The organism is Nocardiopsis tropica (assembly GCF_042660575.1).
Lineage (GTDB): Bacteria > Actinomycetota > Actinomycetes > Streptosporangiales > Streptosporangiaceae > Nocardiopsis > Nocardiopsis tropica.
Map to the genome: position 1 here is coordinate 1 of NZ_JBHSUF010000030.1, position 21,880 is coordinate 21,880.

General features: G+C 70.9%; 23 protein-coding genes and 1 pseudogene. 16 read left to right on the plus strand and 8 right to left on the minus strand.

Annotated elements, in window-relative coordinates; all coding sequences use genetic code 11:
* Positions 1-655 (minus strand): histidine kinase (locus ACFQBR_RS31560; protein ID WP_378554936.1); only part of this gene is annotated, 655 nt, incomplete at its 3' end.
* 685 nt (positions 656-1,340) lie between these two features.
* Between ACFQBR_RS31560 and ACFQBR_RS31565 the strand changes: the two genes are divergently transcribed.
* Complete coding sequence (locus ACFQBR_RS31565) at positions 1,341-1,703, plus strand: hypothetical protein (protein ID WP_344180384.1); 363 nt, start codon at positions 1,341-1,343, stop codon at positions 1,701-1,703.
* 1,202 nt (positions 1,704-2,905) lie between these two features.
* Positions 2,906-3,208 (plus strand): hypothetical protein, encoded by a 303-nt coding sequence (locus ACFQBR_RS31570; RefSeq protein ID WP_344180382.1) that lies wholly within the window; start codon positions 2,906-2,908, stop codon positions 3,206-3,208.
* 199 nt (positions 3,209-3,407) lie between these two features.
* On the opposite strand, the gene ACFQBR_RS31575 is transcribed toward ACFQBR_RS31570, so the two are convergent.
* Positions 3,408-3,809, minus strand: coding sequence for a RidA family protein (locus ACFQBR_RS31575; protein WP_344180380.1), 402 nt, complete (start codon positions 3,807-3,809; stop codon positions 3,408-3,410).
* Between the two features lie 84 nt (positions 3,810-3,893).
* Between ACFQBR_RS31575 and ACFQBR_RS31580 the strand changes: the two genes are divergently transcribed.
* Entirely contained in the window at positions 3,894-4,868 is a 975-nt protein-coding gene (locus ACFQBR_RS31580; protein WP_344180378.1) for a helix-turn-helix transcriptional regulator, read from the plus strand.
* 192 nt (positions 4,869-5,060) lie between these two features.
* Here ACFQBR_RS31580 and ACFQBR_RS31585 read toward each other — a convergent pair whose 3' ends face one another.
* On the minus strand, positions 5,061-5,276 hold the full coding sequence (locus ACFQBR_RS31585) for a DUF397 domain-containing protein (protein ID WP_344180376.1): 216 nt from the start codon (positions 5,274-5,276) through the stop codon (positions 5,061-5,063).
* A 316-nt stretch (positions 5,277-5,592) separates the two neighbouring features.
* On the opposite strand from ACFQBR_RS31585, the gene ACFQBR_RS31590 reads away from it, so the two are divergent.
* The 9 genes and pseudogenes from ACFQBR_RS31590 to ACFQBR_RS31630 all read left to right on the plus strand — a co-directional run bounded on the left by ACFQBR_RS31590 (position 5,593) and on the right by ACFQBR_RS31630 (position 11,378).
* Positions 5,593-6,804 carry a helix-turn-helix domain-containing protein gene (locus tag ACFQBR_RS31590; protein WP_378554937.1) on the plus strand — a complete coding sequence of 404 codons (1,212 nt, stop codon included), beginning with the start codon at positions 5,593-5,595 and terminating at the stop codon, positions 6,802-6,804.
* A 207-nt stretch (positions 6,805-7,011) separates the two neighbouring features.
* Positions 7,012-7,188, plus strand: a complete 177-nt coding sequence (locus tag ACFQBR_RS31595) for a hypothetical protein (RefSeq protein WP_344180372.1) — start codon at positions 7,012-7,014, stop codon at positions 7,186-7,188.
* Positions 7,185-7,661 carry an ATP-binding protein gene (locus ACFQBR_RS31600; protein WP_344180370.1) on the plus strand — a complete coding sequence of 159 codons (477 nt, stop codon included), beginning with the start codon at positions 7,185-7,187 and terminating at the stop codon, positions 7,659-7,661. Before ACFQBR_RS31595 ends, ACFQBR_RS31600 begins: the two co-directional genes overlap by 4 nt.
* Positions 7,658-7,885: a hypothetical protein gene (locus ACFQBR_RS31605; protein WP_344180368.1), complete on the plus strand. Its 228-nt coding sequence runs from the start codon at positions 7,658-7,660 to the stop codon at positions 7,883-7,885. The genes ACFQBR_RS31600 and ACFQBR_RS31605 overlap by 4 nt, the downstream gene beginning before the upstream one ends.
* Positions 7,886-8,060: 175 nt before the next feature.
* Positions 8,061-8,261, plus strand: a pseudogene (locus ACFQBR_RS31610) (BldC family transcriptional regulator); the annotation flags it as partial.
* A gap of 140 nt (positions 8,262-8,401) precedes the next feature.
* On the plus strand, positions 8,402-8,728 hold the full coding sequence (locus ACFQBR_RS31615; protein WP_344180366.1) for a hypothetical protein: 327 nt from the start codon (positions 8,402-8,404) through the stop codon (positions 8,726-8,728).
* A gap of 13 nt (positions 8,729-8,741) precedes the next feature.
* The gene (locus ACFQBR_RS31620; protein ID WP_344180364.1) at positions 8,742-9,059 is read left to right on the plus strand and encodes a hypothetical protein; all 318 of its coding nucleotides are present in this window, start codon (positions 8,742-8,744) and stop codon (positions 9,057-9,059) included.
* A gap of 124 nt (positions 9,060-9,183) precedes the next feature.
* Entirely contained in the window at positions 9,184-10,644 is a 1,461-nt protein-coding gene (locus ACFQBR_RS31625; RefSeq protein ID WP_344180362.1) for a hypothetical protein, read from the plus strand.
* A 107-nt stretch (positions 10,645-10,751) separates the two neighbouring features.
* Positions 10,752-11,378: a TetR/AcrR family transcriptional regulator gene (locus ACFQBR_RS31630; RefSeq protein WP_344180360.1), complete on the plus strand. Its 627-nt coding sequence runs from the start codon at positions 10,752-10,754 to the stop codon at positions 11,376-11,378.
* A gap of 45 nt (positions 11,379-11,423) precedes the next feature.
* Here the strand turns inward: ACFQBR_RS31630 and ACFQBR_RS31635 are convergent, their stop codons facing one another.
* Positions 11,424-12,212: a S1 family peptidase gene (locus ACFQBR_RS31635; protein ID WP_378554938.1), complete on the minus strand. Its 789-nt coding sequence runs from the start codon at positions 12,210-12,212 to the stop codon at positions 11,424-11,426.
* A gap of 415 nt (positions 12,213-12,627) precedes the next feature.
* Positions 12,628-13,419, minus strand: a complete 792-nt coding sequence (locus ACFQBR_RS31640; RefSeq protein WP_344180356.1) for a helix-turn-helix transcriptional regulator — start codon at positions 13,417-13,419, stop codon at positions 12,628-12,630.
* Positions 13,420-13,516: 97 nt separating this feature from the next.
* On the opposite strand from ACFQBR_RS31640, the gene ACFQBR_RS31645 reads away from it, so the two are divergent.
* From ACFQBR_RS31645 to ACFQBR_RS31660, 4 genes are all read left to right on the plus strand, one after another.
* Positions 13,517-14,320 (plus strand): SDR family oxidoreductase, encoded by an 804-nt coding sequence (locus tag ACFQBR_RS31645; RefSeq protein ID WP_344180354.1) that lies wholly within the window; start codon positions 13,517-13,519, stop codon positions 14,318-14,320.
* A 234-nt stretch (positions 14,321-14,554) separates the two neighbouring features.
* The gene (locus ACFQBR_RS31650; protein WP_267944944.1) at positions 14,555-14,974 is read left to right on the plus strand and encodes a nuclear transport factor 2 family protein; all 420 of its coding nucleotides are present in this window, start codon (positions 14,555-14,557) and stop codon (positions 14,972-14,974) included.
* Between the two features lie 278 nt (positions 14,975-15,252).
* Positions 15,253-15,591 (plus strand): trypco2 family protein, encoded by a 339-nt coding sequence (locus ACFQBR_RS31655; RefSeq protein ID WP_267944945.1) that lies wholly within the window; start codon positions 15,253-15,255, stop codon positions 15,589-15,591.
* A gap of 48 nt (positions 15,592-15,639) precedes the next feature.
* The gene (locus ACFQBR_RS31660; protein WP_344180351.1) at positions 15,640-19,494 is read left to right on the plus strand and encodes a tetratricopeptide repeat protein; all 3,855 of its coding nucleotides are present in this window, start codon (positions 15,640-15,642) and stop codon (positions 19,492-19,494) included.
* A 94-nt stretch (positions 19,495-19,588) separates the two neighbouring features.
* On the opposite strand, the gene ACFQBR_RS31665 is transcribed toward ACFQBR_RS31660, so the two are convergent.
* Genes ACFQBR_RS31665 through ACFQBR_RS31675 form a run of 3 tightly spaced genes read right to left on the minus strand, consistent with a single transcriptional unit; the run spans position 19,589 to position 21,640 of the window.
* Positions 19,589-20,020, minus strand: a complete 432-nt coding sequence (locus tag ACFQBR_RS31665) for a hypothetical protein (RefSeq protein WP_344180349.1) — start codon at positions 20,018-20,020, stop codon at positions 19,589-19,591.
* A 56-nt stretch (positions 20,021-20,076) separates the two neighbouring features.
* Positions 20,077-20,817, minus strand: coding sequence for a class I SAM-dependent methyltransferase (locus ACFQBR_RS31670; protein WP_344180347.1), 741 nt, complete (start codon positions 20,815-20,817; stop codon positions 20,077-20,079).
* A 25-nt stretch (positions 20,818-20,842) separates the two neighbouring features.
* Positions 20,843-21,640, minus strand: coding sequence for a thioesterase II family protein (locus ACFQBR_RS31675; RefSeq protein ID WP_344180345.1), 798 nt, complete (start codon positions 21,638-21,640; stop codon positions 20,843-20,845).
* Between the last annotated feature and the right edge of the window lie 240 nt (positions 21,641-21,880).

Here is a 21,880-nt window from a genome sequence, read left to right on the forward strand (position 1 = left end):
GCACCAGCCGGCGGGCCAGCGCGGTCTTGAGCTTGACCACGTGCAGCGTGTGGCCCTGGATGTCGTGCAGGTCGCTGGCGAAGCGCATCCGCTCCCGGGCCACGGCCAGCTCCGCCTCGCGCTCCCTCGACTCCTCCAGCTCCGCGATCAGACCGGAGACCAGGTGGTTGAGGAACACGAGGGTGACCCCCACCACGGCGACGCTGGTGGAGTGGAGAGCGTAGTCGAGAAGAACGTCGAGGGCGTCACCGGGTGACATCACCATCCGCGCCACGACCACCGCGACGACGAAGGCGCCCAGCGCCACTGCCGCCACGACCCGGCGCGGGCGCGGCAGCTGGAAGAGGACGACAGTACCCACGACGGAGATGCCGAGGGACGCGGACGCGTCGTCCAGGACCAGCACACCGACGAGCCACACGGCCGAGGCCGCGACCAGGCAGAGGAGCGGGACACGGAAGGAACGGCCCCCGCTCCACCCCCGGGACCCCAGCACGGCAGCCGCCACCCCCACGCCCAGGACGACGGCGTGCACCGGGTTCTCGGCGTTGATCGAGATCAGGAGCGCCCCGATGGCGCAGAGCGACGCGAACACGATGTTGAGATTGAGCATGCGCAGCTGACCCTGCGTCGCCTCGGTGCGCTCGGACCTCATGTGAGCCCTTCCGGGATCGGACGGTGGAGTCCGTCCCAGTATTCTTCCGGCTCCGCGGCGCCGCCAGTGACACTGCGTCATGCCTTCGCCCGGAGCCGGTCACAGGGCACTGCCCCGCCGACCGGCCTTCTCCTCCCGGTCGGAACCGTCCTCACGACGGTGGCGGCGACCCGGTCCGCGCGCGCTGCGACGCCGGCAATGCCACAGCCAGGACTGCTCGGAGAACGAGCGGTGACAGGAACAGGGCGAGGTGGCGCGGCGACTTCGAAATGCCCACCTTTACGGCGTAGATCAAGTCCATGTGTCGGACACCACTGACGGCGGCCCCCGGTAGGGCGCGCGGTCAGGACGGCTTCGCCCTCGCAGCCCGGGACGCCGCAGGCGAAGCATCGGCACGTCCGGGCCCGCATGCGCGTGGCCGTCGGCGCCCGACTCTCCGTCAAGTACTGCACCCCGGCCGTTCTGTGGCTTTCTGCCCTGATTTGCACGCTGCGTTACACGCCAATGGCGTGACCTGAGGAGATTTCTGAACAATTGGCCAGGTCAGGACAGCTTCGCGACGAAAGCTTCCGTCGGCACGCCCATGAGGCCACGATGGGCGGTGACCCTGGGTCACAGGGTTTCACCGGCCACCGGTAGGTGCCGTTCACTGAGCGGCGCCGGAGGCCGGACCGAAGGAGCGATGGTGAGCAACAACTTCCAGCTCGGCGGCATACCCCACGGCTTCGCGTTCAACGAGAACGGCTCCCTCATCCACTACCGGCACGTCATCGTGCTGGCCACCCCTGGCGCCAACCAGGCGGGGGCGGGGGGCGACGTCTGGATCTCCTTCGCCTCGGACTTCGCCGACGTCAGGGTCCGACTGGCCGTCCACGACGGCACGAACTGGAGCGTCACGAACGTCGACGTCCCCTTCGGCGGGGGCCGCGTCGCCCAGAAGCTTCGCCCCGGCGCCCAGAAGATCAGTCTGGGCCAGGTCAAGAAGTCGGCCGCCGACTCCGTCGAGGACGCCCCGGTGGGCTGGCTCCTGGAGGTCTTCGGGCCGTGACCGGAGCGGCCCCCGCGGCGACCGCTGGAATTCGCCGACCGTCGCGGGGGCCGGCTCGTGTTCCGAACGCGCTGGTTCAGCCTGTCTCGGAACGGCCCGAGCTGGGCCGCCGGCATCTCCGTGGCCGCGCCCACCGGCATGTTCGTACTCGTCAACACATGTCGCCGCGGCAGGGCGGCCACCGAATGCCAGGTAGGATCGCCCCCGGGCGAGGCGACCGGGATCCGCTCCTCCTGGCCGTGGTACACGTACGGGACCCGGCCCTGGGCGACATGGGCGGCTCAGGTCCGCGTTCTTGTACGACGGACCCCGTTTCCGGGTCAGAGGCGCGTTCCTCCTGAACCGCAGCCCCTCGGGCACGCGCATGCGAGGTCTCGGGCCGACGGGCGGCATGAAGGATCACTTTTCACGGGGTGGCGTGGAACACGGCTTGCCGGTGACCTGTCTCAGGTGCTTCGAAGCGCACCACCGACAGCTGTCCGCACAGGACAGGTGGAGGGGTGAAGAGCTTTTCGTGCGCCCTCGGGGGTGAGCCCGACGTCCTCGCTGCGGCATCTGATCGACCCGGGGTCGACCTGAAGGCTATTCCTTCGCTGATACAGCCTTTCCACGCCACCTCGGGAATACCCGCGGGTTTTCCCGGAGGGCCGATCCTCGGATACTCTGCCGCTGCACGGGGGCTCCGGGAAGCTCGGGAAAGCAAGTGGCCGCACCGTCGCCGTCCACACGAAACCACCCGACGAACCTTCCAAGAACAGGAAAAGCCCCGACCAGGCCGAACACCAGTCGGGGCGTGTGTGAGGGTTCCCGCTCCCCCTACCACTAGTGCGATGACCGGAAAGGTTCACAGACCCCGTGCTATCTGCCGTGATCTTGTACTTATAGCGAGTCTCGCCGTCCAACCTCGCTATAAGTACAAGATCATCGAGGTCTGGACCCCTCGCGTCACACCGGCAACGTTTTCTTCCAGTCCACTAGAGAAACCGCCAGACCGACAGCAGATCCATTTTCGTGCCATTCTCCTCTGGTGGACTCTCCCCTGCCGTAGTAAGGAAGTCAGCGGTGTGGCGGAACGGGACCGCGGCGAGGCCGACGGCCCGTGCATTGCGTGTGGTGAAGAAAAGGCGTCCCCGCCGGGGACAGCGACCGGGGGGTACCCCAGAATGACTGACGTGAAAGCCCCCCGCGTCGAGGAGAGTTCCGTGTCCCCTGTCCAGATCATCCGCACAGTGGCCTTCGCCCTGATCGCCGGGGGCGCGGCTCTCGGGTTGGTTCCCGGCGGACCGTGCGGCGCGGGCTGGTGGCCCCTGGTCAGTGTGAACGCTTCCTTCGGATGGATCGGTTACGGGGACGCGCCCAGCATGGGGATGGGGACCACCATGTGCGGGACGGCCATGGCCCCGGTGGGGTCGTGGGCGATCGCGTTGGTCGTGGTCGGGGCGGCCCTGCTGCTGGGGGTGTGGCGCGGCACCCGGCACGGGTCGAAGGCCGAGCCGGAGAAGTAGAGGCCGCGCCTGGCCCGGCATTTCCCCTCACCGCCCCCGTACTGCGAGGCGTGGGGCCGACGCGAACAGGCGACGCCTCGCAGACGAGCCGTGTGCACTCGCCCACGAGGCGGTTCCTCACCGGCGCGAGGTGTCACCCATCCCCTTGCCCCGGAACCGCCCCCGCGTCCGGGTGGGCGGCCCGGACGCGGGTGGCGGGTCAGGGCCGGGCGGCGACGGCCTCGACCTCGAACAGCACGTCGGGGGCGGCCAGACCCGCGACGCCGATGAGGGTCTGCGCGGGCGGCTCCGTGCTCCAGCCCTCCCGCACGGCCGCGGTGATCGGTCCGAGCTTGCTGACGTCGTGGTCCACCACGTACGTCCTGAGCTGGACGACGTGGCGGAGGCCGAGCCCGTGGGCGGCGAGCGCGACGCCGATGTTGTGGAACGTCCGCTTCACCTGGTCGGCGAAGTCGGCCGAGACGACCGCGCCGTCCGGGCCCGACCCGTACTGGCCCGCGACGAACACCAGTTCCGTGCCCCCGGGAACGGTGGCGGTGTGGCTGTAGCCGAACGGGACCGGGTCGTGCAGGCCGTCCGGGTTGACGATGGCGTGTGCCATGGGAATCCCCTCTCGATTGGCGATGGGGAAAGCCTCGCAACGAATCACGACATCCTGTGTCATGTATTCCCATAGGGTTTTCGTATGCGCGCCGACCGCCTGGTATCGCTCGTCCTGCTGCTGCGCCGGCACGGTCGGCTGTCCGCGACCGCGCTGGCCCGCGAGCTGGAGGTGTCCACCCGCACCGTGCTGCGCGACATCGACGCGCTCTCCGCGGCCGGCGTCCCGGTGTACGCCGAACGCGGTCGGCACGGCGGCTTCGCGCTGCTACCGGGTTTCCGGACCGAGCTCACCGGTCTGAGCCACGACGAGGCGCTCGCCCTGCTGATCGCCGGATCGCGGCGCGGCGCGCAGGCCTTCGGCCTCGGCTCGGCGCTCGCCTCGGCCGTGCTCAAGGTGGTCGACGCGCTGCCCGAGAAGGATCGGACCACCGCGGCCGACGCGGCCCGGCGCCTGCTCGTCGACCCGGGCACCGACCTCCTCGCGCGGCGCCTGGAGACCGAAGAGGTGCCCGACACCGTGGTGTCCGAGATCCGGCGCGCGGTGTTCGCCGGGCACAGGCTGCGCATCCACTACGCGGCTGCGGACCGGGAACCGACGTGGCGGACGGTGGACCCGATCGGCCTGGTCACCGTACGCGACCAGGGCTACCTGCTGGCCACGAGGTCCGGCGCCGACCGCACCTACCGGCTCTCCCGGATCCTGGCCGCCGAGGAGCTCGACGAACCGGCACGGCGACCGGACCGGGTCGACCTGGACCGGGCCTGGCAGGAGCGCAGCACGCGGTTCCGCACCGGCGGCGACCAGGTCGCCGTGCTGGTGCGGATGGACCCGGCGCGACGGGAGGAGCTGGTGGGCACCGCGCTGGCCGTCCTCTCCGAAGAAGCCGACGCGGACGGCCGACTGCGGCTGGAGGTCGCCTTCCAGGATGCGCGGCACGCCGAATGGGCGCTGTGGCAACTCGCGACGGACGCGGAGGCCCTGGCTCCGCAGTGGTTGCGCACCTCTCTGCGCGACCGCGCCGCCGCGATCGCCGCCTGCTACGGAGAGTCCCCCTGAGGGCCGTCGCCCTCCCCCAGGCTGCCCGGCAGGTGGGGGCGGAAGGACACGGCTCCCGAGGAGCACAGGAGGTGCCAGGGCTTCGGCCCCGGTGGTGTGTAGCGCGCCGGGGTGGCCTGAACCCGCTGAACACGAGAACAGCGCCCCGTCATCAGCCATGATGGGGCGCTGTTCTTCGCGTGCGAGGGGGCGCTACAGGCCGCGCACCGCGTTCACCAGGGCTGCCCACTCGCCACAGGTGAACTCCAGGTACCCCGCGGCGCGGTTCTGGCTGTCGCGGACGTCAGCGCCACCGGTGTGCTCCCGAGCTTCGACGCAGCTTCCGTTAGCCGTGCTGTAGCTGCTCTTGTGCCACTCGTCGTCGGGGGCAGGGGCGGTCGGGGCTCCGCCTCCGGGGACTACCGTCATATCGGCCTCCTCAGGCTTCTGACAGCACATGGGGCGAGGCTACCGGCACGTGATGCGTCGTAGGCGATCCGTCGACCGCACGGTCCCCAGGAATCGATACCAGCCTCCCTCCAACGCTGAACCCGATTTCGCGCTCATCCGACCACTGTCGCTCACCAGGAAACCCATGCGGCGTGCGCCCAAGCTGATGGGCTACGGACCGGGCTCCCGGACCGACGAGGGCGAGCGGTCACAGAACCGTCGCGGCCCTGACAACGATGAGACCCCGTCTTATGCTGACCGGTGGATGCCTGATCGCCACAGGACGGGGCTGTACATGGACGAGATCACCAGGATCGGTGCCAGGCTCAAGGCTCGCCGCAGAGAACTCGGCTGGTCCCAGGAGCACCTCTCGGAAGTGTCGGGCCTGTCCGTGCGGACCGTGCGCGCGGTCGAGAACGCCGCCAAGAACGACTTCCACTGGCGCACCATCGTCAAGCTCTCCCAGGCGATGGACGTCGATCCAAGCGAGATGACCGGGAAGACCAACCGGGTCAGCCACGTCGGTGAAGCCTCGGTCCTCGCCGTCCGCAACGCCGTCTACGACCCTGCGTTCCTGCCCGGGATGCCCTCCGAGGTCACCGGGGAGCCGTCCACCGTCACGGAACTGTGGCGAGATGTGGAACGGTGCTACGGGGCCTACTTCGCAGGCGAATTCGGGGTCTTGGCCGCAGAGCTGCCCGGTCTGCTGTCGCGTTGCCGCACCACCCGGGCCGCCACCAGTGCCAACGATGTCGCCGGTCCCCTGTCACACACCTGGCAGCTCGCGGCGTGCCTGCTCGTACACACCGGCAAGACCGACGCGGCCATGGCCGCGTCGGAGCGCGCCATCGCCTCCGCCCAGGAGGACTCGGACGAATGGCGAGGTGCGACCATGTTCGGCACCTACGCGTGGGTGATGCTGCATACCGCCCGCTACCGCGATGCCGAGGAACTGGCGGTGAAGGTCGCGGACACGATCACCCCGCCGATGTCACCGAAGGCGGATCCGCGCCAGCTCACCGCGTGGGGCGGGTTGATGATGCATGCCGCAGTCCTCGCAGGGGGAGCCGGAGACCGGGATCGGGCGGATGAGTACCTGGCGGCAGCCCGCGCCGGGGCGGCTCTGATGCGGGCCGACCGGCACGACTACTGGGTCAGTTTCGGGCCTTCCCAGGTGGCGGTGCAGACCACCCACATCCACACAGCGACCGAGTCACCGAAGGTCGCTCTGGAGGCGCACCGGCAGATCAAGGCCGACGATCTGTTGCCGATCCAGCGGGCGCGGCACCTGCTCAATGTGGCCGCCAGCTTGCGGATGCGACACCAGCGGGAACAGGCGGAGAGGGTGGCGGTGGAGGCGGTGCGGATCGGCGGCCAGGAGTGGTTCCGGCATCAGCGCTTCGGGGCCTTGTTGGTGGCCGGTCTGGAGGCGGACGCCGCACGGCCCTCGGCTGAGATGCGACAGCTTCGGGGCGTGCTCGGGGAGAGCGTGGGCAGCGCGGTGTAGTCGCGTCCAGTCAAGGCGACCGGCACGATCATGCCGGTCGCCTTCTTGTTTTCTATGGAACCGGAATGCATGTTCCTGGTCACTTCTCATGACTCTCCGTAGCGTTTGCTTCATCGCATCGCAGGAGGAGAAATGACCCGCCGTTCCGACAGCGCACAGTTGTATGGCCCCTGGCCCGAGCCCGTCCCTGACCCGGATGCCCAAAGGATGAACGCTCTCCAGGGGGAGTTCGCGGGCGAGTGGACCATCTGGCGAGCACTGAGCGCGCAACGAACCAACAGGGACTGGTGTGCCCGCCGCGTCGATCCCGAGGGTTCTCCGACCCGGCTGTCGGCGACCACAGCCGAGGAACTGCGTGAGCGGATCGTGGAGGCGGGCCGGTGAGGCCCAACACGGGTCTGGACAGTGCAGACCTCGAACCCGCCGTGCCCTACCCGCACCGGATCGGGTTCTCCGAGCCCCACCGGCACGGCATTCTTCTGGGCCATGAGCGCGGCTGTACCGCCCTGGCCGCGTGGGTGCCCACCGTGGTCCCCCGCCGGGCGAGGAAACCGGTCTTCCTGGTGGCCGAAGCGCTCGTGTCGAACGCCCGCAAGCACACCCGTTCCGGGGTTCCCGGCGGGACCGTGCGGGTGGTCGTCGACGTCAACCCGTTCCTGGTCGGCGTCGCCGTGACCGACAACGGCCCCCGGGGCGACACCGTCATCCCCTATCCGCGTCTGGGTGATCCCCGCCAGGCCCCGCTTCCGGGCCTGCACCTGGTGGACCACCTGGCCGTGTACTGGGAATGGAGCTGGGCGTGGAAGGGCGTCGGGGCGGGGCCGCTGACGGTGCGTGCGGTGGTCGAGAACCCGTGAGGTGGCATCCCGGGCACGACCGCGAGGAGCGTGACCTGGCCGCCGCGCTGGCCCGCCGCCATGCCCCGTACTGGGTGGTGATGTGGTCCTACTCCCTGCGCGTGTGGGTGGCGTTCTACACCGGCCCCGCGCGGGTAGCCCCGCTGAGGTACGCGGACCCCGACCGGCTCTCCCGGCAGATGCGGCACGTGGTGCGCACCGTCGCGGCGGGCCGCTCCCCCTGAGAACCCCCTCCGGGCGGCGCCGTTGCGCCCGGGGGTTCCCCGCCCGGTGAAACACCACCACCGGGCTGCGGGGCCGCCGCCATCAGGGGGCCGGCGGCCCCGCCCCTCAGACCCGGGTCCGGTCGCACTTCCCCGGACCGGACCCGGCCCCCGCCCCTCGACACGAACGACACCGATGGAGAACCCCGTGCCCACCGCGCCCCTGCCCGACCTGGTCGAGACCGCCGACGCCCTGCTCACCCCCGCAGAGGTCGCCCGCCTGTTCCGCGTCGACCCCAAGACCGTCACCCGCTGGGAAAAAGACGGCCGCCTGGCCTCGGTCAAAACCCTCGGCGGACACCGCCGCTACCCCCAGACCCAGATCAACGCCCTGCTCACCACCCCGCGCGACGGCGGAGCCGTCCTGCTGGCCCTGGAAGAGGTCCGCGACCTGGCCACGACCCACGGAGACCCCACCGCCGCCGCCCGCATCAGCGACCTCATCACCACCCTGCGCACCCAGGAAGACAGGCACTGATGCGCGAGGACCCCGCACCCGGCTGGCACATCGAGACGGCGACGGTGAACGACCGCCCCGCGGTGAGTTTCCGCCGTCCCTGGGAGGACACCCCCACCGTCCTGAGCGCCACCGACCCCGACCGGGTCACCGCCGACCTGCGCGCCCTGGAGGAGATCGACCGCACCCACCCCGGCTGGTACGTGGGCTTCCTCATCCGCACCACCCCGGTGTCACACCTGGACGGGCTCTGGGCGCAGTACCCCGGCGTGACCGTGGTCCACGCCGAGACCCCGCCCGACCTGATCCGGCGCATCACCGACGCCCGCACCCGACACGGCCTGTGAAGGACGGACCCCGATGAGCACGAGGGCGAGCGACGGAACACCCACCGTCCCCCGCTACCTGGACCGCGCCGAAGCCGTCGCCCCCCGGGTCATGGCCGGGCACAGACAGCGCGCCGCCGACGCCGCGGCGGGGATCGCCCGCCTCGAACTCCTCGCGGCCGAACAGCGCCACAGAGCCGCCGACCTGGAGTACGCCGCCGCACGGCGGCGGCTGGCCGAGGCGCGCACGCGAGTCGACGACCTCGACACCGAAGCCCTGGCCACGGTGCTGCGCAGCTACCAGGCACTCATCGGAGTGCGCCGTTCGACCGCTTCCGGGAGGACACCGTGAGCGCACGCTGTCGCCCCCGAACGCGCTCCAACTTTAGATACAGTTGTGTAGCTACGGTGATGTAGCTAAGGTGGTGCGCGAGCGGTCGTCGCCCCACGTCGGCCCACGGCATGAGGACACACCCATGACCCGACCCGCCATCCCCGTGCACGCGGACTGGAATGCCGTCCTGTGCACCTCGCGCACCACCTTGACCACCCACCTGTGGACGGCCCCGCCCCTGCGACGCGGATCACCCATCCACGACAGGGCCTTCGCCGCCCTGCGCGAGCTCGACACCGACCACACACGCTTCCTCTCCTTCTGGACCCACCCCCACCTGGCCGTCCCCGCGCTGGAACCGCCCTCCGACCACGCGACCTCCTGGGACTTCACCCACCTGGACCCCCTCCTCGACGACTTCATGGAGGCCACCCGGGGCCGACCGGTGGTCGCCAATCTGGCCGCCATCCCCACTTGGATGTTCGACACCCCCGAACCCGTGGCGGTGGGCACCGATCCCGACGCCGCGCAATGGGACTACGAACAGGGCACACAGCCGCGCGACGCCACCCTGAACCAGATCGCGGACTACTTCGAGCGCATGGCCCGCTGGTACATCAGCGGCGGCTTCACCGACGAGCTCGGCCGACGCCACACCTCCCCGCACCGCCACCGGTTCGCCTACTGGGAGGTCCTCTGCGAACCCGACGTGGGCCACCAGTGGGACCCGGCTGCCTACACCCGCCTCTACGACCAGGTGGTCCAGCGCCTGCGCCCCCTGGACCCCGACATGCGCTTCGTAGGGCTGTCTCTGAGCCCGATCACCGACGACCCCGACTACTTCTGGCACTTCCTCGACCCGGCCAACCACGCCCCCGGCATCCCGATCGACGCCATCTCGTACCACTTCTATGCCGCTCCGGCCCTGACCGACGCCGTGGACAGCCGACCCAACGCCCCCTTCTCCACCTGGCACACCACCTTCTTCGCCCAGGCCGACGGGTTCCTGCGCCAGGTCAGCCTCATCGAATCCATCAAGAAGCGCCTCAGCCCCCACACACGCACCCACATCAACGAGATCGGCAGCTTCGCCCCCGACGTCATGGCCGCCGAGCCCGACATCCCCGACCAGTACTGGGCCCTGGCCGGGGCGCTCGTCGCCTACCTGTGGTCCCGCCTGACCGCGCTGGGCATCGACCTCGTGGGGGTGGCCGAGTTCCTGGGCTACCCCACCGTCATCCCCGGCACCAGCCTCCTGGACTGGGAGACCGGCGAACCCAACGCCCGCTACCGCGTCCTGGCGCTGCTCCTGGAGCACTTCGGCCCCGGCGACCTGCTCGTGCCCACACGCGCCGGCAGCGAACTGTCCCCCGAACCCCCCGTGCACGCCCAGGGGTTCGTCACCTCCGACGGTCGGCGCCGCCTCCTGCTGGTCAACACGGGGCCCGACCCCGTCCAGGTCACCCTCACCGGGGAGGGCCGCTTCCACGAGACCGCCCACGTGGACACCGCCACCTCCCACCGCCCGGCCCTCCGGGCCCCGGCATCCGGCGACCTCCTGGAACTGGGCCCCTTCTCCACCACCGTGGCGACCCTGGCCTGAGAACACCGTCGCCGGCCGGCGCCGCCACCACGGGAAGCCCGGCCCGCCGGTCACTCCCGGCACCGGCCCTACACTGGGCCGGTGCCCTGACAGGGAGGACAACGCCCATGACCGCCCGTGGCCGCCGCGGCCCCGAACAACTGCTGGCCGACATCCGCGCCGCAGCCGTCGAGGAACTCTGCCTGGTGGGCGTCGGCCGCCTGAGCATGGCGGGCATCGCGCAGCGCTCGGGCACCGCCCGCACCTCCCTGTACCGGCGCTGGTCCGCCCCCATCGACATCGTGCTCGACGCCCTCGAGCACGACTTCCCGCAGGAGACGGTCTCCCCCGGCACCGACGACCTTCGCGGCGACCTCGTCCGGGCCCTGGTCAGCCTGGCCGAGTGGACCGCCACCCCCACGGCCCGGGCCGCGGCCGCGATCCTGACCGAACGCGACCGCCACCCCGAACTGGCCGACGCCCTGTACACCCGCGTGTTCGACCCCAAGGGCGGTCGCTTCACCCGCACCGTCCTGACCCACTACGCGGAGCACGGACACATAGACCCCTCCCTGGTCAACGACGTGGTCGTCGACATAGGCGAGGCCCTGGTCCTCAAACACCTCTCCGACACCGGGCGCGTCCCCACACGCGCCCACCTCGAACGCATCGTGGACCACGCCATCCTTCCCGCGGTGGGGCGGCCTCCCCGGGGAGCCTGTCCGGAGGACGACTCCCGACACCCGGTGAGCTGACCTCTCACGGGACCCGCCGGGGCGCTGCCGGGGCCGAGGGGCGGGCTACTTCCCCACCGTGTCGGCGGCCCAGTCGCCGTACTTCGCGGCTTCGGTGAAGACCCACGGGCCCACGCAGGCCACGCTCTCGTCGTAGTCGCCGTCGCGGCTGGTCAGGCCGACCAGCTCCCAGTCGCCCTCCCTGCCGCGAACCATGGGGCTGCCGGAGTCGGTCGAGCAGACCTGCGCCTCATCGGTGGGGTGTTCGGAGCACAGGTCGCCGTCGAGCTCCGCGCAGCGGTCGTCGGACACGATCCCGGTGTCGATCTGCTGCAGGATCTCCGGCTTGGGCTCCTGGCCGAGCTCGTCGACCACGCCCCAGCCGAGGGCGCGAACCGCCGTACCCGGCTCCGGCCTGTCCTCGGCGATGCGAACGGGGGTCTGCTCGACCGGGGAGTCGAGCTTCAGCAGGGAGATGTCCTTCCGCACCAGGAGAAACGAGTGGGGGTAGTCGGGGGCGTCGCTGACGTCCTCCGCCTCGTAGTCCGGGTGCTGGACCACCTCGGTGACCCGACGTTCGCTGCCGCCCTCCTCCCGGTTGTTGCTGCCCACCCGCACGGAGATGCTCTCCGTCGGAAGAAGGTCGAAGTCGGAGCAGTGGGCGGCGGTGAGCACCCACTGCTCATCGATCAGCGAACCCCCGCAGTAGTGCACGCCCTTGTCGTCGAACAGGGCGGTCACGAACGGGTACTCCTCGGTGGCGTCCACCCCGCCGATGACGGCGGACGCGGGAGCGGCCAGCGCCATCGGGCCGAGCAGCGACGCGGCTCCCACCGCCCCCGCGCCCGCTACCACTCGTCCCCGGCTTCGCCCGTTCCGGTCCCTGCGGATACCGCCCATGTTCGACCCGTCCCTCCGGTTGCGCGTGTGACCACGCCGTTGCCTGCCGTCACACACGAACCTAGAAGGCCGATCCCGTCGGGACATCGACCGCGAGAGCCAACCCGCCCCGACGAAAGTCGCCCCCGACGAGCCCTGGAGGACCGACGAAGGAGGGCTTCCTCAGGAGCACCGACCTGTCGGCCGGCTCCCGTGAGGACCTGGGAGCGGTGACGCCGAGTCGGACTCCCGGCCCCGCGAGGCACCCGTCTGGAAGCCCCTGACGGCCGCCTCGCCGAGCTGCCCGCCGCGGCGAACCGGTCTCACGTGTCGCGACGATCCCCGGGCTTCACCCCTGGTCGCGCGAGGCCGCCAGGACCCGGGTGCGCGCTCAGGGGGTGGCGCCGGCCCCCTCCTCCGTCCCCTTCTCCCGGTAGACCAGGAGCTGGTACCCGGGCACGCTGGCGACGTCGAAGGCGTGGAAGTCGATGCTCAGCAGACCCCGGGCGGGGTGGCGCAACACCTTCGTCTCGTGGGTCTTGGGCCGCACGTCGTGGCGCGCCCACAGGCCGGGGAACTCCGGGCTCTCGGCCTCCAGCCGGTCGAGCAGTTCCCGGAGCCGGGCGGGGGCTACGGCGAAGTCGGCGCTGGCACGCAGGTTGGCCACCGTCGCCTCGGCGGAGGCCTCCCAGTCGACGAAGAACCGGCGGCCCTCGGGGTCCAGCAGGACCATCTCCAACAGGTTCGCGGTCTCCTCGAAACCGGAGAACAGCTCCTGCGCCCGGGCGTTCAGCGCCAGGACGTCGAGCACCGGGTCCAGCACGATGGCCCCGGAGTCGCTCCAGGAGTCCATCAGGCTCAGCAGCTCGGTCGGCACCGGCTGGACTGTGGCCTCTTCGTCGAGCCTGCGCGCCGTACCGGCCAGTGCGTACAGGTGCCGTTCCTCGGCCCCGGTCAACCGCAGCGCCTTGGAGAGGCCGGCCAGGACCACCTCCGAGGGACGGGTCTCCTTGCCCTGTTCCAGGCGGCGGTAGTAGTCGACGCTCACCTCAGCGAGAGCGGCGACCTCGTCGCGGCGCAGGCCCGGGACGCGGCGCTCGCCCGCCGCGGGCATTCCGACGGCCTCGGGCGTCACCTTGGCCCGGCGTGTCATGAGGAACCCACCCAACTCACTGCGTGGCATGCCCTGAGCCTACCGACGGGCACGGGGCGCCCCCCGGCCGCTGGGGGGCCGTATCGCTACCCCCCGATCCGGCGGAACCGGTCGCATGCTGGTCGGCATGAACACAGCACAGAACACCCAGCCCTCCGCCCAGCTCGTCTCCGGAACCCCGCTCTCCGGACGTGTCGCCGTCGTGACCGGCGCCTCCAGCGGCATCGGCGAGGCGACCGCCCTGCGCTTCGCGGAACTCGGCGCGAAGGTGGCGCTGGTGGCCCGCCGAGGCGACCGGCTCGACCAGGTCGAGGACCGCATCCGCGCCGGCGGCGGAACCGCCCTGGCCCTGCCGACCGACGTCACCGACCGCGCCGCCGTCCTCGCGACGGCCGACCGCGTCGCCGACGAGCTCGGCCGGGTCGACCTCGTCTTCGCCAACGCCGGCGTGCAGCTCATCTCCGGCATCACCGACCTGGCCACAGAAGACTGGGACGCCCAGATCGACCTCAACATCAAGGGCGTCATGAACACCGTCCAGGCCTTCGTGCCGTCCCTGGAGTCGGCCGCGGCCGACGGCCGCAGCGCCGACCTCGTCATGACCTCGTCGATCGCCGCCGTCCGGATCCTGGAGGGCTTCCAGGTCTACTCCGCGACCAAGGCCTACGTCACCCAGCTCTCCAAACTGCTCCGCACCGAGCTGGGCCGCAAGAAGATCCGCGTGGCGACGATCGAGCCGGGCATGGTCGACACCGAACTGCCCGACCACGTCACCGACCCGGTGGCGAGCAAGCTCATGGCCGACCTCATCGACCAGATCGACGTCCTGTCGTCCGCAGACGTCGCGGAGACGGTCGCCTTCATGAGCGCGGTCCCCAAGCACGTCAACCTGACCGAGATCACCATCCTCCCGACCGAGCAGATCATCTGACGCCGTGGCGGGAAGGGTTCGCCGGACCGGGGAGCATCCCACGGTGACCGGAGGACGGCCTCCCCGGCGCAGACCTTTCCCGACGTGCACCCGGACGCGCTCGCCCCACTGCTAGGCGAGCGCCTCCGGGTCGCCGACGTGGCGCCGCAGACAGGTGTGCAGCCCCTGGACGGCCGCGGACCCCGTTGATACCCTCCAAAGCACCTATTCAACAAGTTGCATAAGAGGAGAATCGTGCACGCCTTCCGCGAGGCCGTCGAGGCGGACGACCACGATGCGATCCACGCCCTGCTCGCCGAGGACGTGGTGTTCACCAGCCCGGTCGCCTTCAAGCCCTACACCGGCCGGGCCGTGACCGCCGCGATCATCAGGGGTGTCAGCAGGGTCTTCACCGACTTCCGCTACGTTCGCGAGATCACCGGAGCCGACCGCCGCGACCACGCCCTGATTTTCGAGGCCAGGGTCGGTGAGCGGCGGATCCACGGCTGCGACTTCCTCCACACGGACGAGGACGGCAGGATCGACGACTTCGTCGTCATGGTCCGCCCGCTGTCCGCGGCCACCGCCCTCGCCGAGGCCATGGGCGCCGAGTTCGACCAGATCGCCCGAGAGGCGCGGGAAGAAGAGGAGCAGAAGGCCGGCGCGCAGGGCTGACACCACCGCGCGCACCGGCCCCGCCTCCGGAACCCTTCGAGGACAACCGCATCCCCCGGCCGCGGAATGGCTTGTGGACGCTTTCGCCCGTGTCAGCTGGGCCGACGCCTCCACCAGCGGTCGCCCGACGGTCGCGGGCGCGGAACGTGCCGAAGCCACCGGCCTTCCAGAAGGAGGACTGGCCGCATACGGTCAAACGCCCCTCCGGCGCCCGCGCCACGGAGCGGGTTCTGCGATCGTGGGATCGTCCTTTCTCCCCCGCTCTTCGAGGAGCCCACGTGGAAATCCGCCTGACCGACGCCGTCCGCACCCTGCGCGAGGACCTGACCGAGGCGGTCGAGGAGGCCGAGGCCCAGAGCCCCGACATCGCCTTCAAGGTCGGCCCCATCCAGATGGACTTCGAGGTCCAGTTCCGCGTCGACGGCAAGGCCAAGGGCAAGCTCTCCGCGTGGATCGCCTCCGGCGAGGTCGAGGCCGGGGCGAGCCGGACCCGCACCCACCGGGTGTCCTTCACCCTGACCCCCCACCCCAGGAAGACCCCCGGCGGCGACGTGTCCATCAGCAGCACCCGCCGCGACTCCGGTGAGCACACCCCTCCCCCGGCCTTCAGCCGCTGAGCCCCCCTCCCCCGTGCGCGGGGTCCGTAGAAGCGACCGGAGTACCTGTTGGACACCGCCCAGCGCATCACCCGCATCACCACCCCCACCAGCACCGGGTCGGGGTACCTCATCGGCCCGCGCCTGGTCCTCACCAGCGCCCACACCGTCCCCGATGTCGGCGGCCGGGTCCAGGTGCACACCGCCACCGACCACCGCCCCCGCACCGGACGCGTCCTCTGGCGAGGCACCCCGCACAGCCACGACGACGCCGCCCTCGTGAAGGTCACCGACCCCGACTGGAGCGAGCACGCGGTCACCACCCGGTGGGGAAGGCTGGTCACCACCACCCCCGGCACCCCCTGCCAGGTGTGGGGCTTCCCGGACCTGGTGCAGCGCACCGGCCGGGCCGCGGAGACCGCCCAGCTGACCGGCACGGTCGCCCCGGGCAGCCACTACGTCAACCACCGGCACGTGGTGGACCTGAGCGCCCACCCGCCGCGCTGGCTCCCCCACGAGATCCGGGAACAGGAGCAGACCGGGCAGCGGCGCTCGCTGTGGGCCGGCCTGTCGGGGGCCGCGATGCGCTGCGGCGACGGCGAGCTGGTGGTGGGCGTGGTGGCCGCCGACCCCGAACACCGCGACCACGCCGCCCTGGAGGTCGTGCCCGCCTACGTGCTCCACCACGACCCCGCCTTCCGGACGGTCCTGGCCCAGCACGGCGTCCCCCTGGCGCTGGAGCCGGTCGAGTTCGCCCACCTGGCCCACAGCCCGCGCGCCCACCACCGCCCCTCCCCCGCCGCGCTGCTGGAGGCCCACCGGCAGGTGGTGGACTTCCACGGCCGCGAGGAGACCATGCGGACCCTGCTGGAGTGGTGCCAGGGGGAGGAGCCGCTCACGGCGGCGGTGGTGCACGGGCCCGGCGGGCAGGGCAAGACCCGCCTGGCCCACGAACTCACCGCACGCCTGGCCGCGCCCGACCCGCAGGGGAGGCGGTGGGCCACCGTGTGGCTCAGGCAGGACACCACCGTCGAGGAACTGGGCCCGGTCAAGGAGGCCACGGCCCCGCTGCTGGTGGTGGTGGACTACGCCGAGACCCGCACCGCGCAGCTCGTGCGCCTGCTCCAGCTGTGCGACCGCCCGCCGGGGCACGCCCCCGTCCGGCTGCTGTTGCTGGTGCGCACCCTGGGCGAGTGGTGGGACCAGGTCAACACCGCCACCGGCCACCTGCTGGCCGACCTCGCCCTGCAGCTCCCGCTACCGCCGCTGGCGCCCCGCGCCACCGAACGCGCCCGGGAGTACCGCACCGCCCTGGGCCACCTCGCCGAGGCCCTGCCGACGGCCCGCACGCCGCGCCCGGCCGACTGGGCCCGGATCGCGGCGCACCTGGCCGATCCGGACCTGTCGGGCCCCGAGTGGGAGACCGTGCTGAGCGTGCACATGCGCGCCCTGGCCGACCTGCTGGACGCCACCCAGGACCCCACAGCCGTCACCGCCGACACCGCGGTGGAGGGGCGGGTGCTGGCCCACGAGTTCCGGTACTGGGACCACAGCGCCGCCGCCTACGGCCTGGGCGACGCCGACCTGTCGCAACCGCTGCGCGACGTGCTGGCCCTGGCCTTCGCCCTCACCCCCGCCGGTGTCGAGGAGGCGGACGAACTCCTGGGAAGCACGGCGGCACTGGAGGGCCAGACCACCGCCCGCAGGCACCAGATCCGCCTGTGGGCCGGCGGCCTGTACCCCCCGGACGGGGAGCGGATGTGGGGACACCTGCAACCGGACCGGCTGCTGGAGTACTTCCTCGGACAGCGCCTGCAGCGCACCCCCGCCCTGTTCGACCCCCACCTGGACACCGTCGCCACCGCGGACGCCGAACGCCTGGTGACCCTGTACGCCCGTGCGGCTGCCCACCCCGCCCTACCCTCCGTCGGAGGGCTACTGACCGGGCTCTGCACCGGCCACATCCGCACGCTGGGCCCGGCGGTCGTCGACGTGGCCACCCAGGTGGAACACCCCGGCCCGCTCCTCCGAGCGCTGGAAGAGGCGACAGACGATCCCGACACCTCGCCCGAGGTCCTCCGCGATCTCCTCAATGCCCTGCCCCTGTCCAGCCAGCGGCTGGCGGTCTGGGCCGAGCGTCTGACCGCGCGCCTGGTCCAAACGCGTCGAGAACAAGCCGAACAGGACCCCGACGCCCACCTGGACGGCCTCGCCATGGCTCTGCAGAACCGGGCCCTCCGCCTGGGTGAGCTGGGACGCCCTGAGCAAGCACTCGAAGCGAACGACGAAGCCCTCCGGCACTACCGAACCCTCGCCCGGCAACACCCCGATACCCACCTGCCCCACCTTGCCCTCGCCCTGAACAACCAATCCATCTACCTGTCCGGCATGGGCCGGGTCGAGCAGGCGCTCGAAGCCATCACCGAAGCCCTCCAGCACTACCGGACCCTCGCCCGACAACACCCCGACGCCCACCTGCCCGACCTCGCCATGGCCCTCAACAACCAGGCCCTCCGCATGTCCGACATGGGACAGGCCGAACAGGCACTCCAGGCGATCGACGAAGCCCTCCAGCGCTACCGAACCCTCGCCCGGCAGCTCCCCGACGCCCACCTGCCCGACCTCGCCATGGCCCTCAACAACCGGGCCACCCGCCTGGCTCAACTGGGACGACCCGAACAAGCACTCCAGGCGATCGACGAAGCCCTCCAGCACTACCGAACCCTCGCCCGGCAACTGCCCGACGCCCACCTGCCCGACCTCGCCAGGTCTCTCGACAACCGAGCCACCCGCCTGGCTCAACTGGGACGACCCGAACAAGCACTCCAGGCGATCGACGAAGCCGTCGACATCCGCCGCACCCTGGCCCGGCAACTACCGGACACCCACCTGCCCGACCTCGCGGGATCCCTGAACAACCAGGCCCTCCACATGTCCGACATGGGACAGGCCGAGCAAGCGCTCGAAGCCATCACCGAAGCCGTCCAGCACTACCGGCTCCTGGTCCAGCAGCGTACCGAAGCACACCTGCCCGCCCTTGCCATGGCTCTGAACAACCAGTCCACCCGCCTGGCAGAACTGGGACGACCCGAACAAGCGCTCGAGGCGATCGACGAAGCCGTCGACATCCGCCGCACCCTGGCCCGACAGCTCCCCGACGCCTACCTGCCCGACCTAGCCGCATCCCTGAACAACCAAGCACTCCGACTGAGCACGCTGGGCCAGACCGAACAGGCACTCGCAAGCATCACCGAAGCCGTCGACATCCGCCGCGCCCTGGCCCGGCAACTACCGGACACCCACCTGCCCGACCTCGCCATGGTCCTCAACAACCAATCCGTCCGCCTGGGTGCTCTGAAGCGAACCAAGGAAGCACTCGAAGCGATCGACGAAGCCGTGGACATCCGCCGTAACCTGGCCCGACAGCTCCCCGACGCCTATCTGCCCGACCTCGCCGCATCCCTGAACAACCAAGCGCTTCGCCTAGCCGACCTGGGCAGGACCGAAGAAGCCCTGAAGGCGATCACCGAAGCCGTGGACATCAGCCGCCCCCTGGCCCGGCAACGCCCCGACGTACACCTGCCCGACCTCGCCAGAGCCCTCAACAACCAAGCCCGCAGTCTGAGCGCGTTGGGACAATCCGAGCAAGCGCTCCGAGCGGTCACCGAAGCCGTCGGCATCCGCCGCACCCTGGCCCGACAACTGCCCGACGCCTACCTGCCGGACCTCGCCGCGTCCCTGAGCACCCAGGCCCGCCTCCTGAGCAAGCTGGGACAGACCGAACAGGCACTCGCGAGCATTACCGAGGACGTCCGGATCAGGACAGCTCTCGCAGAGAAGCGTCCTGCCCTGTACCAACGCGCGTTGGAGCACTCCCTCCGGCTGCTCGAGGACCTCAGGGGTTCCGGAACCGGCCGGAGGTAGGCACGACCGGCCGCCCCGGGACCGAGGACCGTCCCGTGAATGAGCTCCGTCCTGTGACCCGCACCGGCCATGACCGAGGGCGTCCCCTTGGCGGTCAGCCCACTGGGCGCAGGTCCCCGTTCCAGCTCCCGTACTCGACACTGCCGGTCGGGAAGACGATCTCCAGGCCGACACGGCCGGTGTAGGAGTCGAACCTCTCGTGCACCGCGACGACAGTCTCCCCCGCATGACGGACGAACGGCGACCCGTGCGTCCACGGTGCGACCTCCACAGTGCCGTGCTCGCCCATGTCGTCACCGGAGCGGGGCGCGGCGTCGTCCACGACCAGGCACCAGTCGGAGCCGGTCGTCAGGCGGACGGCGTCGCCGAGGTCGTCGACGAGCCAGACCTCGACCGGGTCGGTCGCAGCCTGGTCGGCGCGCACGTGCCACGCGGCCATGACCTGCCGCACGCGGCGCCCGACCAGACGCGCCGGGTCCACCCCCGCTCCGTGCAGCGGGCACTCGCGTCGCGTCGTCGGCTTCACCCGACGACCGTACCCGGTACCCCGCTCGGAGGCCACGGGGATGAGGAGGACGGCTCCTAGGCGTCCCGGACGGTGAGGACGCCGATCTCCGGCGCTCCGGGAAGGCCCGGTTCGCCGACCAGGCGTCCGTCCATGCCCGCCTCCTCTGCGAGGCGGGCGACGCTGAGGTTCTCCCACATGTAGGCGTCGCGGGTGCTGCGCACCACCTCGCCGTCGCGGAGGACCTTCCAGGTCGTCTCCCATCGCAGGAGGTCCCCCTCGACGGGTTCGGCCTGCGTCCACCATTCGTAGGTCTGCTCGCCGATGCGTTCGCGCAGCATGCGGAAGGGGGGGATGGCCTTGGCGGTGCCCGTGCCCATGAGTTCCACGACGATCGGGGCGCCGGGTGGCACGTGTTCGCCCAGCTTGCGCCAGAGCGCGATCCGCTCGTCCTGGGTCAGGTGGCCCAGCACGCCGAAGACGACCACCGCGCCGACGCTGTCGGGCAGCCGCAGGTGTTGGGCGGGCTCGGCGCTGATGGTCACGCGGCGGCGGAGGTCCTCCTTGCCGACGACGCGGCTGGTGAGCATCGCCCGCATGGGCGTGGACGGCTCCGCGGCGAGGATCGGGGAATGCGGCAGGGCCGCGGCGATCACTTCCGTGATGCGGCCCGTGCCCGCCCCGATCTCGACGACGGGGCCGTGGGCGGGGTCGACGCCGGCCAGCGCCGTGCGCAGCGGTCCGGCGCTGGTGAGCACGTGGCGTGCGGCGACCATCTCGTAGAACTCGGCGGAGGCTGTGTAGTAGTCCGCGACCATGGTGATCTTCCTTGTCGTGACGGGCTCAGGGTGTGCTGGGCCAGGTGGGGGCGGTCTCGGCGGGCTCGTGGCCCAGGGCCCGGGCGATGGTCGCCGCGACCGCGCGGCGCTGTTGCGCGAGGAAGAAGTGCCCGCCCGGGAACACCTCGGTCGTGACGTCGCCGGTCGTGGTGTTCTTCCAGGTCGCGGCGGCCTCCTCGGAGCACTCCGGGTCCTGTGCGCCGACGAACACGTGCACGGGCGTGTCGAGCGGTTCCGCCTGCGTCGGCCGGTAGGTCTCGATCAGCCGGTAGTCGTTGCGCACGTAGCCCAGGACCGCGGTCCGCAGCTCCTCGTCGGCCAGGACCTCCGGCGGGGTGCCGCCCAGCCGGGTGAGGTCGGCCGCCAGGTGGTCGTCGTCGCGCAGGTGGACGTCGCCGGGCTCGACGTCGTGGGGTGCGGGCCGCCCCGAGGCGAACAGCCGGACCGGCGGCGGCAGCGACCTGCGGCGCGCCTCCACGGCCACCTCGTAGGCGACGGCGCTGCCCATGCTGTGCCCCAGGAGTGCGTAGGGGCGGTCCAGGAGGGGGTCGAGCGCGTCCACGACCGCGTCGACGACCTCGGGCATCGTGTCGACCATGGGGTCGCCGAAGCGGTCCTCGCGGCCGGGGTACTGCACGGTCAGCGCCTCGATGCCGGGGGGCAATAGGTACTGCCACGGTCGCAGCGAGGACGCCGATCCCCCGGCGTGGGGCAGGCAGATGAGGCGCACGTCCGCCCGGGGGCGGTGCCGGGGCCGGCGCAGCCACGGGCTGAGGGGCGCTTGCCGCGGGTCCATGGTCATTCTTCTCCTCGCATTCTTTCCTGTGAAAAAAGAATGGCTTTTAATGGCGTCGCCATTGGCGACACCGGTGACATTGGTCTCGAATTGCGGACGATCCATCATATTGGAGATCGAACCCGCGGACTGTAAAGTTATGAATGAAGACCGGTTGATCCCTCCATTTCTCCGAGTTTTCTCGTGGTATCCGCAATCCGAACAGAAGGGCTGGTGTCCCCGTGTCCGACGCCGACCGAGTGAACC